This is a genomic window from Methylobacterium sp. Leaf88, assembly GCF_001422795.1.
Taxonomy (GTDB): domain Bacteria; phylum Pseudomonadota; class Alphaproteobacteria; order Rhizobiales; family Beijerinckiaceae; genus Methylobacterium.
Genome location: NZ_LMMK01000015.1, coordinates 37,275 through 51,710, shown reverse-complemented (window position 1 = coordinate 51,710; position 14,436 = coordinate 37,275). Strand labels below are relative to the sequence as shown.

Sequence of the window (14,436 nt, the reverse complement as noted above, 5' to 3'; positions counted from 1 at the left end):
GCTGGGAGAGCGCTTCCATGGCATGGAAGAGGTCATCGGTTCGATCCCGTTAGGCTCCACCAAACTTCCCCTCCCCCCGTCCCGGCATCGACGTAGACCTTTTCGCCCGTGCTGCGTATGGCGGTGCGGTGTGAGCACGTGCGGCGGCCACGACGACGCGCGGTGCAGGTGAATGGGACGTGGTTCGGTGTTCATGGCGACGTCCCTCCCCGGCGACCCGGTCACGATCCCTGCTGCGGCCACCCTCCTGAAGGACCTGTGTGACCGGCTGCGCGCCGGCCCGAGTGCCACGGCGGTTCTGGAAGACTGGTGCCGCGCCCGAGGGCTCGCCCAGTCCCCCGGCCTCGTCGCCCATGCGGTCCCGGCGCCGGAGCGGCCGGCCAGCCCGGTGCAGCGGGAGCGCCTCGCCCTGCCGCGCACGGTGCCGGTGCACTACCGCCGGGTCCGCCTGACCTGCGGCGCGCTTGTCCTGTCGGAGGCGGAGAACTGGTACGTCCCGTCGCGCCTCACGCCCGCGATGAACCGGTTGCTGGAGACCAGCACGGTGCCCTTCGGCCGCGTCGTGCACGACCTGTCGCCCACCCGCCGGACCCTGTCCCTGGGCCTCCTGCCCGCGGGGGACCGTCCGGACACCGCCGGGCCTGCCGACCCGCTCTTCGCGATCGAGGCGCTCCTGCTGCGGGCGGACGGCCTGCCGCTCTGCGAGGTCGGCGAGACCTATACCGGCGCCGTCCTGGCCCGCGCCTGAGGCGGCCCCGCCGTTACGGCCGACCGAAGGTCTGGCCAGCGGAATAGACGCACGCTATGCCCCCGCCCGACGAACGCGCAGGGCGAGGATTTCCGACATGGCGATCACGGGACGGGTGTTGCGGAGCGCAGGCTGCGCAGGGGCGGTCGCGCTTCTGCTGAGCGGCGCGGTCTCGGCCCAACAGGGACGGGACGCCACGGGGCTGTGGCTGACGGAGACCGGCGCCTCGAAGGTGCGGATCAGCCGCTGCGGCAACGGCTATTGCGGGACGCTGGCGAGCGTCGCGGGTCCTGGCCTCGACGCGAAGAACCCCGACCCGTCCCTGCGCACCCGCAGCCTCGTCGGCGTGCAGATCATGGACACCCGCACCGCCGGAGCGAACGGCTACGAGGGCACGCTCTACAATCCCAACGACGGCAAGACCTACGCCGGCACCCTGACGCTGAAGGGGGCGGACATCGTCGAGGTCTCGGGCTGCGTGATGAGCGTGTTCTGCAAGAGCCAGACCTGGAAGCGCGTGAACTGAGCACGCGCCGCCCCCCGGACGAAGCGGAGGAGCGGGCGCGGGCGTGTCAGGCCGTGAGGGCGGCGCGGATGGCGTCGATGGCGGCCTGGGCCCCCGCGCCCTCGGGACCACCGGCCTGGGCCATGTCGCGGCGCCCGCCGCCGCCCTTGCCGCCGAGATGGCCCGCGCCGGCCCGGACCAGGGCCACGGCGTCGTAGCGCTCGGTGAGATCCGGGGTGACGCCGACCACGAGGCCGGCCTTGCCGTCGGGGGCGACGCCCACGATGGCGACGATGCCGGAGCCCAGGCGGGTCTTGCCCTCGTCGGCGAGGCTCTTGAGGTCGCGCATCTCCACGCCCTCGACCACCCGCGCCATGACCTTCACGCCGCCGATCTCGGCGATGCCGTCGTCGCCGCCCGCGCCCGCGCCCCCCATGGCGATCTTCTTGCGCGCGTCGGTGAGGTCGCGCTCCAGGCGCCGGCGATCCTCGATCAGGGCCGCGAGGCGATCCGGCACGTCGGCCGTGGCGGCTTTCAGCAGCCCGGCGATCTGCGCCAGCGTCCGGCTCTCCTCGACGCGGTGGCGCCGCGCGGCATCCGCGGTCAGGGCCTCGATGCGGCGGACACCGGCGCCGACGGCGCTCTCGCCCACCACCGAGACCTGGCCGATCTCGCCGGTGCGCCCCGCATGCGTGCCGCCGCAGAGCTCCACCGAGAACGCCTTGCTGCGTCCGCCCTCGCCCGCGATCGGGGCGCCCATGGAGACCACGCGAACCTCGTCGCCGTACTTCTCGCCGAACAGCGCGCGGGCGCCGGATTCGATGGCCTCGTCCACGGCCATCAGCTTGGTGACCACCGGCGTGTTCTGCAGGAGCACGGCGTTGGCGATGTCCTCGACGGCCCGGATCTCGGCCTCGTCCATGGGCTTCGGGTGGCTGAAGTCGAAGCGCAGGCGGTCGGGGGAGACCAGGGAGCCCTTCTGAGCGACGTGGTCGCCGAGCACCTGGCGCAGGGCCTCGTGCAGCAGGTGCGTCGCCGAGTGGTTGGCGCGGATCGCGGCGCGGCGGCCGTGGTCGACGGCGAGTTCGACGGCCTGGTTGAGCGACAGCGTGCCCGCATCCACCGTGACGTGGTGGACGAAGAGATCGCCGAGCTTCTTCTCGGTGGCGGTGACCCGCGCCTTCAGGCCGGCCGCCGACAGGGTGCCGGTGTCGCCGACTTGGCCGCCGGACTCGCCGTAGAACGGCGTCTGGTTCACGAGGACGAGGCCGGTCTCGCCCGCCGTCAGGCTCCCGGTCTCGGCGCCGTCGCGTAGCAGGGCGGTGACGATGCCCTCGGCGCTCTCGGTCTCGTAGCCGAGGAACTCGGTGGCGCCGACGCGCTCCTTCAGGCCGTACCAGACCGTCTCGGTGGCGGCCTCGCCTGAGCCCGTCCAGGCGGCGCGGGCGGCCTTGCGCTGGCGCTCCATGGCTTGGCCGAAGGCGTCCGTGTCGACGCCGATGCCGCGCGCCTTCAGGGCGTCCTGCGTCAGGTCGAGGGGGAAGCCGTAGGTGTCGTAGAGGGTGAAGGCCGTCTCGCCCGAGAGGTTCTGGCCGGAGCGCAGGTCGCGGCTCTCGGCGTCGAGGATCGCGAGGCCGCGCTCCAGGGTGCGGCGGAAGCGGGTCTCCTCCAGCCGCAGGGTCTCGCCGATGAGGCCCTCCGCGCGGGTGAGTTCGGGATAGGCCTGGCCCATCTCGCGCAGCAGCGTCGGCACGAGGCGGTACATCATCGGCTCGCGCGAGCCGAGGAGTTCGGCATGCCGCATGGCGCGGCGCATGATCCGGCGCAGGACGTAGCCGCGGCCCTCGTTGCCGGGCAGCACGCCGTCGGCCACGAGGAAGGACGCGGCGCGCAGGTGGTCGGCGATGACCCGGTAGGAGGCCTGCGTGCCGGGCTCGGGCGGGCGACCGACCGCGTGGCTCACGGCGTCGATGAGGGCGCGGAAGAGGTCGGTCTCGTAGTTGCTCGTCACCCCCTGGAGGATCGCGGCCATGCGCTCGAGGCCCATGCCGGTGTCGATGGAGGGGCGCGGCAGGGCGAGGCGGTTGCCCGGCTCGACCTGCTCGTACTGCATGAACACGAGGTTCCAGAACTCGAGGAAGCGGTCGCCGTCCTCGTCGGGGGAGCCGGGCGGCCCCCCCTGGAGCGTCGGCCCCTGGTCGATGAAGATCTCGGAGCACGGGCCGCAGGGGCCGGTATCGCCCATCTGCCAGAAATTGTCGGAGGTGCCGATGCGGATGATGCGGTCGTCCGAGAACCCCGCGATCTTGCGCCAGAGACCGGCGGCCTCGTCGTCGTCGGCATAGACCGTCACCAGCAGCCGGTCCTTGGACAGGCCGAACTCCTTGGTGATCAGGTTCCAGGCCAGCTCGATCGCCCGCGGCTTGAAGTAGTCGCCGAAGGAGAAGTTGCCGAGCATCTCGAAGAAGGTGTGGTGCCGGGCGGTGTAGCCGACGTTGTCGAGGTCGTTGTGCTTGCCGCCGGCGCGGACGCATTTCTGCGCCGTGGTGGCGCGGTCGTAGGCGCGCTTCTCGACGCCGGTGAAGACGTTCTTGAACTGCACCATGCCGGCATTGGTGAACATCAGCGTCGGGTCGTTGCGCGGCACCAGCGACGAGGACGGCACCACTTCGTGGCCCTCTTTCGCGAAGTAGTCGAGGAAGGTCGACCGGATCTCGTTGACGCCGCTCATCGCATCACAACTCTGTCGTAGGGTGCCGCCGGCATACGGGCGCCCCGGAACGCTCCGGCGCGCCGCATGCTGCGCGCCGAACATCCCGTATCCAGGGGCTCCGCCGCGCAGGCGCACTCATAAGGAGCGTTCCGGCGCAAGTCACGACCGGGTTTCGCTTTTGCCCAGGGCCGAGCTAGGAACACCCCGCACCTCTTCTCAGGGACATCGCCCCATGCCGGTCGAAATACGCCTCCTCGCCTGGTCCTGCCTGCTCGGTCTGGTCCACATCGTCGCCGCCTCCGCGAGCGGCGTGCAGCAGCGGGGCGGCTTCGGCTGGGCGTCCGGCAATCGCGAGGGGCCGACGCCCGAGGTGACGGGCGCCGCGAGCCGGCTGGAGAAGGCGTCGAAGAACTTCATCGAGACCTTCCCGATCTTCGCCGCCCTCGTCCTCGCCTGCGTGGCGACGGGCCGCCACAACACGGCGGTCGTCCTCGGCGCCTACCTCTACTTCTTCGCCCGGCTGGTCTACCTGCCCGTCTACGGCTTCGGCATCCCGAAGGTCCGCTCCCTGGTCTGGCTGGTCTCGATCGTCGGCATCCTGTTCGTGCTGTGGGGCCTGTTCATCAAGCTGCTGCCCTACACGCCCTGAGGCGTGGTCGCGCCGTCGCCCGCCGGCCCGCCCCTCGCCGGCCCGCCCCTTGCCGGCGCGCCCGGCGGGCGCATATCGTCGGGGCTCAACCGCCCCGACCATGCGGGCGGACTTCGGGAGACATCCATGCGATCGGTCCTCACCGCAACGCTGCTGGCCGGTTGCGCCGCGCTGGCGTTCACCGCCGGCGCCCGCGCGCAGGGCGCCGCGCCCGCCGAGACCAAGGCGAAGGCCGACGCCCTCGAAAAGCTCACGGGGATGCAGGGCACCGGCACCGCGGAGGCGCCGGAGATCCCGCAGACCGGCCGACGCGCCGACGCCCTGCGCAGGACGCTCGCCAAGATCAAGCTCCCCGACGGCTTCAAGATCGACCTCTACGCCGTGGTGCCCGATGCCCGCTCGATCGCGGTCGGGCCCAATGCCGGCGTGCTGTTCGTCGGAACGCGCAAGAGCAAGGTCTACACGGTCACCGACCGGGACAAGGACCGCGTCGCCGACGAGGTCCGCGCCTTCGCCCCCGGCCTCGATTTCAAGATCCCCAACGGCGTCTGCTTCTCCAAGGACGGCGTCCTAACCATCGTCGAGCAGAACCGGGTCCTGTCCTTCCCGGCGGCGGAATTCTTCTACGAGAGCCCCGACGTCGCCGCCGGCGTGCTGGTGAAGCAGGGCGACCTGATTCCGGCCGCCGAGGAGAGCTACAACCACACCGCCCGGATGTGCCGGGTCGGGCCCGACGGCAAGACCTACATCTCCCTCGGCCAGCCCTACAACGTGCCCCCGGCCGCCAAGCGCGACCTCTATGCCAAGACCGGCATCGGCGGCATCATCCGCATGGACGCCGACGGCAAGAACCGCGAGGTCTACGCCACCGGCATCCGCAACTCGGTCGGCATGGACTTCAACCCCGCCGACAAGGCCCTGTGGTTCACCGACAACCAGGTCGACGGCATGGGCGACGACATCCCGCCCGGCGAGCTGAACCGCATCGCCAAGGCCGGCGAGAATTTCGGCTTCCCGTGGTTCGGCGGCGGACAGGTCCGCACCGTCGAGTACAAGGACGAGACGCCGCCGAAGGACGTGGTGTTCCCGCAGGCGGAACTGCCGCCCCACGCGGCCGATCTCGGCATGACCTTCTACAACGGCCGTCAGTTCCCGGATTCCTACAAGGGCGGCATCTTCACCGCCGAGCACGGCTCCTGGAATCGCACCCAGCCCCTCGGGGCGCGGATCATGTTCGTGCCCATCGACAAGGACGGCAAGGCCGGCGCGCCGAAGCCCTTCGCGGAGGGCTGGCTGACGCAGGACGGCGAGTATCTCGGTCGCCCGACCGACGTGGCGGTGCTCCTCGACGGCTCGCTCCTCGTGGCCGACGACACGGCGGGCGCGATCTACCGCATCTCCTACGAGGGCAAGTAGCGTGCGGTCCGTCTCCGGAACCGCGGGGCCCGTCCGGGCGGCTTTGCTGGGCGTCCTCCCGATCCTGCTCCTCGGTCACGGGGCATGGGCGGGGGACGCGAAGGCCGGCCGCAAGGCGGCGGTGGCCTGCCAGACCTGCCACGGCCTCGACGGGGTCTCGAAGCTCCCCGAGGCTCCGAACCTGTCGGGTCAGGTCGAACCGTACCTTGTAAAGGCGCTCAAGGAATATCGGGACGGCACGCGGCGCAACGAGATCATGAACGTCGTGGCCAAGCCTCTCAGCGACATCGAGATCGCCGATCTGGCCGCGTATTACGCGGCGATCCAGGTCGACGTTCTCCCTCCGGGCTGACCGGCGGATTCAGGAACGAGAAAGGCCGCCGGGCATCGTGCCCGGCGGCCTTTTTTCTGGCTTTGAGAGCCGCGCCATCCCGTTCCGGGAGCGCGGAAGGCCCTCAGGCCTCCCCCTCGTCGAGCTCGTCCTCGGTCGGCTTGGCGTTCTCGAGGATCTTCTCGGCGACGAGCCCGGAATTCTGGCGGATCGAGGTCTCGATCTTGCCGGCGATCTCCGGGTTGTCGCGCAGGAAGCCCTTCGAGTTCTCGCGGCCCTGGCCGAGGCGCTGGCTGGCATAGGAGAACCAGGCGCCGGACTTCTCGACGATGCCGGCCTTGACGCCGAGGTCGATGAGCTCGCCGACCTTGGAGACGCCTTCGCCGAACATGATGTCGAACTCGACCTGCTTGAAGGGCGGCGCGACCTTGTTCTTCACGACCTTGACGCGGACCTGGTTGCCGATGGCCTCGTCACGATCCTTCAGGGTCGAGACGCGGCGGATGTCGAGGCGCACGGAGGCGTAGAACTTCAGGGCGTTGCCGCCCGTGGTGGTCTCGGGGCTGCCGTACATCACGCCGATCTTCATGCGGATCTGGTTGATGAAGATGACCATGCACTTCGAGCGCGAGATCGAGCCGGTGAGCTTGCGCAGGGCCTGGCTCATCAGGCGCGCCTGAAGGCCGGGCTGCGAATCGCCCATCTCGCCCTCGATCTCGGCGCGCGGCGTCAGGGCCGCCACCGAATCAACCACCAGCACGTCGATGGCCCCCGAGCGCACCAGGGTGTCGGTGATCTCCAGGGCCTGCTCGCCGGTGTCGGGCTGCGAGATCAGGAGGTCGTCGAGCTGCACGCCGAGCTTGCGGGCGTAGACCGGGTCGAGGGCGTGCTCGGCGTCCACGAAGGCGCAGACGCCGCCCTTCTTCTGGGCCTCCGCGATGGTGTGCAGGGCGAGCGTGGTCTTGCCCGAGGATTCCGGGCCGTAGATCTCGATGACGCGGCCGCGGGGCAGGCCACCCACGCCGAGGGCGATGTCGAGGCCCAGCGAGCCGGTGGAGATCACCTCGACCTCCGCGACCTTGTCGTTCTTGCCCAGGCGCATGATCGAGCCCTTGCCGAAGGCCCGCTCGATCTGCGACAGCGCGGCGTCGATCGCCTTCGCCTTGTCCTTGTCCACCATCGGGGAATCCACAACTTTCAGCGCGGGCTGGGCCATTCGTCGGCATCCTTATGCATGGGGGAGGTGCAAGGCTCAATGCGCCCCGGTTGCCGATTGTGTACCTGTTTTGTTCTCATCGGGCAAGGTCCCGGGGCGAAGATTTCCTGTCGCGGCGCGGGAATCGTCGCCCCCGGGACCCGTCGTCCCGATGCGCGCGCCTACGCCTCGTGACACGATGGTTGGCACGCTAATAGGTTGCAAGATTGTATAATACAATCTATCGTCCACAAGTCGAACCTGAGACGGATTCGACGCGCTTGGTGCTTGCGCCGCGCTGTTTACGAACTCTTCAGTCGCCATCGATGCACGCGACATGACGCACCCGCGGCGCTGAGGATCAAATGGCGGACACGGCACCTTCTTTGGAGGTCCATGTACCGACATCGTCACGGATTGCTTGCTCTGATCAATCCTCTCAGGCGTAAGGTCATGATTTCCAGCGTCAATCCAAGCCTTGGACAGATCTACAACCTCGCAGAGATGGCTCCGGCAATCACCAAGATGCCGGAAAGTCAACGCAAGGAACGCGAGGCGGAGTTGAACCCGCCACCACCTCCGGCTCCTGGGAACGTCGTGGCGGACAATGATCCGTCGAACCAATATGCGACTCTGGAAAAAAAACGGCCGTGTCCTTGCGACTGTGTATAAAAGCGGTCTTATTTCGACTCCAAATGAGGTCCAGCTGCCAAGTGACCTTGCCAACGACGGACACGGAACGTCGTTAGCCGACGCTCGCCTGAAGCAGATGTTGGACATGTGTGGCGGTGAAATCAAATACACGCAGGATGCCATGATGCAGGCCGCCTCCAAGACGGCCTCCACGCTGTTCTCCGCTCACCTCGCAGGCCAGACATGAGACCAGTTAGAAACCGCATCAGAGGCAATTCATCTGATCGCCAATAACGCTTGAAAGGAAAGCAGCGGGCTGCTTTCGAAATATCGATCGCCTCTGTACTCTGTTTTGTGCCAGTATAGCATATTCGTGGAACGACGAGCACGGCGAGGGCCTGTCGGCACCTGAACGGATTGCTCGCGCTCGCGTTTTCCCCTCCCGGCGTCGGGCGGGTCGATGCCGAGTGGGGCGCGAGGGGCCGAACGGGAGCCCTTGGTCGAGACCTGCCGGCCGAGCGCCAAGACACCACCGCAGGATCGACGCCGCACTCTCCCGGCGATTCTCTGGCTGCGGCCGAGCGAGACGCTGAGGAAGCGTTGGGCCGCTCATGGGGCGGCTATGGCACCAGGACCTGCGTGATCGCCGATGGCCGAGGGCGCGCCATCGCCGTCCGGTCGGCCCCCGGTCAGGACCATGAACGACCCCACGCCGTTCCCTTGCTCGACCAACCGCCGGGCGTGCCCCGTTGGGTGGTGGGCGACCTCGGTTTCACGAGCCACGCCGTCCGCGAGGACTTCCGGGACATGGGCGTCCTCTGCCGCGCAGCCGCCCTCGACCGGCTCGGGCGATGACAAACCCTAGCGGGCGATGGTCTCCTTCACCGTCTCCACGAGCTGCTTCAGGCTGAAGGGCTTGGGCAGGAAGTTGAAATCCTCGCCGTCGGGGAGGTTCTTGCGGAAGGCATCCTCGGCGTAGCCCGACACGAAGATGACCTTGAGGTCGGGGGATTGCTTGCGCAGTTCGCGCAGCAGGGTCGGCCCGTCCATCTCGGGCATCACCACGTCGGAGACGACGAGATCGATGGTCTCGGTGGTCTCGGCGATGATCCGCAGGGCATCGAGGCCCGAGGCGGCTTCGAGCACGGTGTAGCCGCGGGCCGACAGGGCGCGGCTGTTCACGGCGCGCACGGGGTCCTCGTCCTCCACCAGCAGGATCACGCCCTGGCCGGTATGGTCCGGCGCCGGCTTGCGGGGCGCGGGCTTCTCGCCGTCTGGGCGTGGCCGGTCCGGCCCGCCCTTGAGCCGGGTGGCCGCGATCGCGGCGGTGCTCTGCCCCGTCGGGGGGGCCAGCGCGAGCTCCGGCTCGGGCTCGGGCTCGGCGGCGGGTTCGTGGCGCGGGAAGTAGATCCGGAAGGCGGTGCCCTCCCCCACCGTGGAGCGCACGTCGATGGTGCCGCCGCTCTGCTTGACGATGCCGAACACCGTCGAGAGGCCGAGGCCCGTGCCCTTGCCGATCTCCTTGGTGGTGAAGAACGGCTCGAAGATCTTTTCCATGACGTCGGGCGGAATGCCCTGCCCGGTGTCCAGGACTTCGATCAGCACGTGGTCGCCCACCGGCATGCCGACGCGGGTCTCGCTCGGAACGGCCTCGTCGACGACGTTGGCGGTGCGGATCAGCAGGCGGCCGCCCTCCGGCATCGCGTCGCGCGCGTTCACGGCGAGGTTCACGATCACCTGCTCGAACTGGTTCACGTCGGCCTTGATCGGCCAGATGTCGCGCCCGTGCTTCAGGTCGAGGTCGACCCGCTCGCCGAGCAGGCGCTTGAGCAGGAGCGTGAGGTCCGAGAGGGCCTCGCCGACGTTCATCACCTCCGGGCGCAGGGTCTGACGCCGCGAGAAGGCGAGCAGCTGGCGCACCAGGCTCGCGGCCCGGTTCGCGTTCTGCTTGATCTGCATGATGTCCTGGAAGGCCGGGTCGGTCGGCCGGTGGCTGGCCAGGAGCAGGTCCGAGTAGCCGATGATCGCCTGGAGGACGTTGTTGAAGTCGTGGGCGATGCCGCCGGCGAGCTGGCCCACCGTGTCCATCTTCTGCGCCTGCGCCACCTGCTGCTCGAGCTGGCGCTGGGCGGTGGTGTCGAGGGCATAGAGGATGACCCGCTCGCGGTCGCTCTGCTCGGCCTCGTCCCGGCCGCCGCCGGCCGGCTCGCCGCCCGCCGGGCTCAGCCAGACGCGGGCCGACCGGTTGCCGGGGCCCGAGAGTGCGATCTCGATGGGCTGCACCTCGACGAGACCGGCCGCGGCCTTGCCCAGGGCAGCCTCGAGGCCGGCGCGATCGCGCTCGGCGATGGCATCCCACATGGTGGGCTCGCCCTGGAGGTCGTTGCGCCCATCGGGCAGGGCCTGGCGCGGAAGCCCGCCGAACAGCCGTGCGAAGGAGGCGTTGGCGCGGGCGATGTGGCCGCTCTGGTCGAGGGTCGCGATGGCGATGGGGCTGTTGTTCAGGAAGCGGGCGAGCCGCACCTCGGCGACCCGCTGCGGCTCGTCGCTCTCGGCACCCGCCGAGCGGTTGAGCACGAAGGTGCGCGACGGGCCGGGCCGTCCGTCCTGGCCGAAGGCGACCCGATGGTACAGGCGCGCGGGCAGCGGATGTCCGTTGCGGCGGCGCAGGTCGAGGTCGAACCGGTCGGTCCGGACCTCGCCCGGCAGGCCCTCCGAGGCGGTCAGGACGTCGGCGCCGGGGGCGATCTCGGGCAGGCGCAGGCCGCCGGAGCCGACCGTCGCGAGGTCGTAGCCGAGCCAGGCCGCGAGGGTCGCGTTCATGTAGACGATCGCGCCGGTCGGATCGATCGAGAGGAAGCCGGCGGGGGCGTGGTCGAGATAGTCGATCGCGTGCTGGAGTTCCTGGAAGACGTTCTCCTGGCGCTCGCGCTCGTGGGTGATGTCGCTCACTGTCCACAGGGTCGCGGGGCGACGGGGCCGCTCGATCGGGCGCACGCTGATGCGGAACCAGGCGAAGGCCCGCTCGGCCGCGCTGCCCGGAGGCGGGGCCATCCGGATCTCCTCGGCATGCCCGAGACCGTCGCGGGAGGCCTGGGCGAGGCGGTAGACCGCCTCCGAGACCTCCGGCGAGCCGACGAACACCCGCTCCACCGGGCGCAGGCTGGCGAAGGTCTCGCCGCCGGCGATGCGCAGGTACGATTCGTTGGCGTAGATGAGGCGCCCGCCCTCCTCCACCACGATCGCGCCCTCGGGCGCGGCGTCGACGATCGCCTTGGTGATGTCGTCCCGGGTGGTCTGGCCGGCGAGCTGGATCGCCCCGATGGCGAGGGCGAAGAGGCAGAACACGCCCGCCATGGCGAGGAGCGCCAGCAGCCCGAGGATCAGCGGCTGGGCCTGCTCGCTCGCGACGAAGGACAGGCCCACGGCGGCACCGACGAGCAGGCCCGCCAGCACGAGGAGCAGCCCGACGCGCCCGGGCCGCTCGGAACGATCGATCGCGTTCGACGCGGGCTTCCCGTGTCCGCTGAACTCAACCATCCGCCGCCGACCCATCCCTGAAGCTCATCCGGTTAGCCCCTCGGTTTCGCACGCAGCAAGGGCAAACCGGCGTATGTCGCCGAGAAATCTCGCGAAAGAGGGTGCATAAAGCGTGGCGAGCGCAAGCGCCAATCCTCACGCGGCCCGCCGGCGCAGGCGCATGACGTAGCCGATGACTTCGGCCACCGCGCGGTAATGCTCCGCCGGGATCTCCGCGTCGATCTCCACGGTGGCGTGCAGCGCCCGGGCCAGGGGCGGGTTCTCGAGGATCGGGACGTCGTGGTCCTTGGCCACCGCGCGGATCTTGAGGGCCAGCGAGTCGACGCCCTTGGCCACGCAGACGGGGGCCGCCATGCCGGCCTCGTAGCGCAGGGCGACCGCGTAGTGGGTCGGGTTCGTGACGATGACGGTGGCGGTGGGGACGGCGGCCATCATGCGCTTCTTCACGCGCTGGGCCCGGATCTGCTTCATGCGGCCCTTCACCTCCGGACTGCCCTCGCTCTCCTTGTGCTCCTGCTTCATCTCTTCCTTCGACATGCGCAGGCGCTGGCGCCAGCGGAAGCGCTGGTAGACGGCGTCGCCGAGCGCGATGGCGACGAACACCGCGAGCATGCCCGCCATCATCTTCAGGGCGAGGGTTAGGATCGCGGCCAGGACGGCGCTCGGGTCGAGGCGCGCGAACACCTCCATCCGGTCGCGCTCGCCCCACAGGATGGTGCCGGCGACGACCCCGACCATGCCGAGCTTGGCCAGCCCCTTCACGAACTGGAACAGAGCCTCCATCCCGAAGACGCGCTTGACGCCCGCCATCGGCGAGACCCGGTCCCATTTCGGGCCGACCGCCTCCGTGCTGAAGACGAACGGATGCTGGACGAGACCGGCGGCCAAGCCCGCGACTAGGACGAGACCTACTGGTATACAGAGGGCCTGCGCGCAGATGATCAGCGTGCGCAATCCCATCTCGGTATAGGCCGCCGAATCCGACGGCACCGCATGGGCGTTCATCAGGAAGCCCCGCAGGCTCGGCACCAAGTTCCTGGCGATCAGGCCAGACACCATGAGCAGCGCCATGGTGAAGGCGGCCAGGATGAAGAAGGTGTTGATCTCGGGGCTGTTGGGAACGTTGCCCTGCTCGATCGCCTTCTCGATCCGCCGCGGGGTCGGGTCTTCGGTCTTGTCTTCCGGATCGGAATCGTCCGCCACGGCTCAGACCTCCGCGCGGGGGCTCAGCGCCCGGCGAGCTCGGCCAGATAGCGCCCGATATCGTCGAGGAAGACGCTCATCATCACGCCGAGGCTGCCCAGCAGCAGCAGCATCCCGATGAGGACCGAGGCCGGAACGGCCACGAAGAACACCTGCATCTGCGGCATCAGGCGCGCCAGCACGCCGAGCCCCACGTTGAACAGGATGCCGAAGGCGATGAACGGGGCCGAGATCTGCACGCCGAGCGAGAAGCCCCGCGCGATGGCCTTCAACGCGAGGCTCGCCGCCTCGCCCATGCCCGGGACGCCATCCGGCGGGAGCAGGACGTAGCTGCGCCCGATCGCCTCGAAGGCGACGTGGTGCAGGTCGGTCGCCACGATCAGGGTGATGCCGAGGAGCGCCAGGAAATTGCCGATCGCGGTCTGCTGCCCGCCCTGCGTCGGGTCCACCGTCATGGCGTAGGACAGCCCGAGTTGCTGCGAGACGATCATGCCGGCGGTCTGCAGGGCGGCGAGAACCATCCGCACCGTGAGGCCGAGCACCAGACCGACCAGCAACTCGCCGATGAGCAGCGCGATCAAACCCGGACCCGCGATGGCTCCGCCCTGCATCGGCAGGAGCGGCCGCACCGTCGGAAACAGGATCAAGGTGAGCAGCAGCGCGAAGGCGAGGCGCAGCCGCGGCGAGACCAGCTGCTCGCCAACGCCCGGCATCAGCATCACCAGGGTGCCGATCCGGGCGAAGGTGAGGAGGAAGGCCGCCGCGATGCCCGGCAGGAGGAGGTTCATGGCCCGTCATAGCAGGCTTCAGCCGCCGGACACGATGCGGGCCGCGATCCGGGTCATGTAGCTGCCGAGGGCTTCGCCCATGAACGGCAGCATCAGCAGGAGCGTCGCGAACACGGCCACGATCTTGGGGACGTAGATCAGGGTCTGCTCCTGGATCTGCGTCAGGGCCTGGAACAGGGAGATCACGAGGCCCACCACGAGGGCGACCAGCATGACCGGTCCCGCCACCTTGAGGAACACGAAGATGCCGTCGCGGGCGACGTCGATGATGGAGAGACCGGTCATGGAGGGGATGTCATCTCGCGTCGTGGCGGAAGTCTTGGGAGAGCGAAGGCAAAGCGGTTGGCCGCGGTTTCGGGATCGACGGTCCGTGGACGCCTAGATCTGCATCCGCATGATTTCCTCGTAGGCGGAGATCACCCGGTCGCGGACGGCGACGAGGGTCTGGAGGGCGGTCTCGCTCTCGGCCACCGCCGTCACCACGTCGACGACGTTCGCCTTGCCGCCCGCCACGGCGAGCGCCTGGCTGTCGGCTTTGCGTCCCGCCTCGCCGACGCTGTCCAGGCTGGACGTCAGGAGCGATGTGAAGTTCGAGCCCGACGCGCCGGTGGCCGGCGCGATCTTCGGTGGACCTTTGGCGCCGATGTTCTGGATCGCCGCGTAGGCGCCGGCGGCGAAGGCGTTGCTGGTCATGGCGGCGGACTTTCAGGCAGCG

Annotated in this window: 13 protein-coding genes and 1 pseudogene; 7 read left to right on the top strand and 7 right to left on the bottom strand. The window is 69.2% G+C overall.

The genetic code is table 11. The annotated features are described in order from the left end of the window. The first annotated feature begins 193 nt into the window (after positions 1 to 193). Together ASF20_RS10960 and ASF20_RS10955 are read left to right on the top strand one after the other, a co-directional pair. Complete coding sequence (locus ASF20_RS10960; RefSeq protein WP_056274158.1) at positions 194 to 748, top strand: hypothetical protein; 555 nt, start codon at positions 194 to 196, stop codon at positions 746 to 748. A 97-nt stretch (positions 749 to 845) separates the two neighbouring features. Then, positions 846 to 1,274 carry a DUF2147 domain-containing protein gene (locus tag ASF20_RS10955; RefSeq protein WP_056215815.1) on the top strand — a complete coding sequence of 143 codons (429 nt, stop codon included), beginning with the start codon at positions 846 to 848 and terminating at the stop codon, positions 1,272 to 1,274. Between the two features lie 46 nt (positions 1,275 to 1,320). Here the strand turns inward: ASF20_RS10955 and alaS are convergent, their stop codons facing one another. Further along, positions 1,321 to 3,984: an alanine--tRNA ligase gene (alaS, locus tag ASF20_RS10950; protein WP_056274112.1), complete on the bottom strand. Its 2,664-nt coding sequence runs from the start codon at positions 3,982 to 3,984 to the stop codon at positions 1,321 to 1,323. 214 nt (positions 3,985 to 4,198) lie between these two features. Between alaS and ASF20_RS10945 the strand changes: the two genes are divergently transcribed. The 3 genes from ASF20_RS10945 (at position 4,199) to ASF20_RS10935 (ending at position 6,383) form a co-directional block, all read left to right on the top strand. Continuing rightward, positions 4,199 to 4,615, top strand: a complete 417-nt coding sequence (locus tag ASF20_RS10945; protein ID WP_056274109.1) for an MAPEG family protein — start codon at positions 4,199 to 4,201, stop codon at positions 4,613 to 4,615. A 126-nt stretch (positions 4,616 to 4,741) separates the two neighbouring features. After that, positions 4,742 to 6,031 carry a PQQ-dependent sugar dehydrogenase gene (locus ASF20_RS10940; RefSeq protein WP_056274106.1) on the top strand — a complete coding sequence of 430 codons (1,290 nt, stop codon included), beginning with the start codon at positions 4,742 to 4,744 and terminating at the stop codon, positions 6,029 to 6,031. 43 nt (positions 6,032 to 6,074) lie between these two features. Further along, positions 6,075 to 6,383, top strand: coding sequence for a cytochrome c (locus ASF20_RS10935; protein ID WP_056274105.1), 309 nt, complete (start codon positions 6,075 to 6,077; stop codon positions 6,381 to 6,383). A 103-nt stretch (positions 6,384 to 6,486) separates the two neighbouring features. Here the strand turns inward: ASF20_RS10935 and recA are convergent, their stop codons facing one another. After that, positions 6,487 to 7,578, bottom strand: coding sequence for a recombinase RecA (recA, locus tag ASF20_RS10930; RefSeq protein WP_056215830.1), 1,092 nt, complete (start codon positions 7,576 to 7,578; stop codon positions 6,487 to 6,489). 604 nt (positions 7,579 to 8,182) lie between these two features. Between recA and ASF20_RS24000 the strand changes: the two genes are divergently transcribed. Both ASF20_RS24000 and ASF20_RS23275 read left to right on the top strand, forming a co-directional pair. Further along, the gene (locus ASF20_RS24000) at positions 8,183 to 8,437 is read left to right on the top strand and encodes a hypothetical protein (protein WP_156648031.1); all 255 of its coding nucleotides are present in this window, start codon (positions 8,183 to 8,185) and stop codon (positions 8,435 to 8,437) included. Between the two features lie 213 nt (positions 8,438 to 8,650). Further along, positions 8,651 to 8,985 (top strand): annotated as a pseudogene (locus tag ASF20_RS23275) (IS5/IS1182 family transposase); the annotation flags it as partial. A gap of 66 nt (positions 8,986 to 9,051) precedes the next feature. Here the strand turns inward: ASF20_RS23275 and ASF20_RS10920 are convergent. The 5 genes from ASF20_RS10920 to fliE form a co-directional block, all read right to left on the bottom strand. Continuing rightward, positions 9,052 to 11,730 (bottom strand): PAS domain-containing sensor histidine kinase, encoded by a 2,679-nt coding sequence (locus ASF20_RS10920; protein WP_056274090.1) that lies wholly within the window; start codon positions 11,728 to 11,730, stop codon positions 9,052 to 9,054. A gap of 135 nt (positions 11,731 to 11,865) precedes the next feature. Next, positions 11,866 to 12,933: a flagellar biosynthesis protein FlhB gene (flhB, locus tag ASF20_RS10915; RefSeq protein ID WP_056274088.1), complete on the bottom strand. Its 1,068-nt coding sequence runs from the start codon at positions 12,931 to 12,933 to the stop codon at positions 11,866 to 11,868. Between the two features lie 23 nt (positions 12,934 to 12,956). Further along, positions 12,957 to 13,721 (bottom strand): flagellar biosynthetic protein FliR, encoded by a 765-nt coding sequence (fliR, locus tag ASF20_RS10910; protein WP_056274085.1) that lies wholly within the window; start codon positions 13,719 to 13,721, stop codon positions 12,957 to 12,959. A gap of 18 nt (positions 13,722 to 13,739) precedes the next feature. Next, positions 13,740 to 14,006 carry a flagellar biosynthesis protein FliQ gene (gene fliQ / locus ASF20_RS10905; protein ID WP_056274082.1) on the bottom strand — a complete coding sequence of 89 codons (267 nt, stop codon included), beginning with the start codon at positions 14,004 to 14,006 and terminating at the stop codon, positions 13,740 to 13,742. A 93-nt stretch (positions 14,007 to 14,099) separates the two neighbouring features. Then, entirely contained in the window at positions 14,100 to 14,414 is a 315-nt protein-coding gene (fliE, locus tag ASF20_RS10900) for a flagellar hook-basal body complex protein FliE (RefSeq protein WP_056274079.1), read from the bottom strand. Positions 14,415 to 14,436 lie beyond the last annotated feature (22 nt).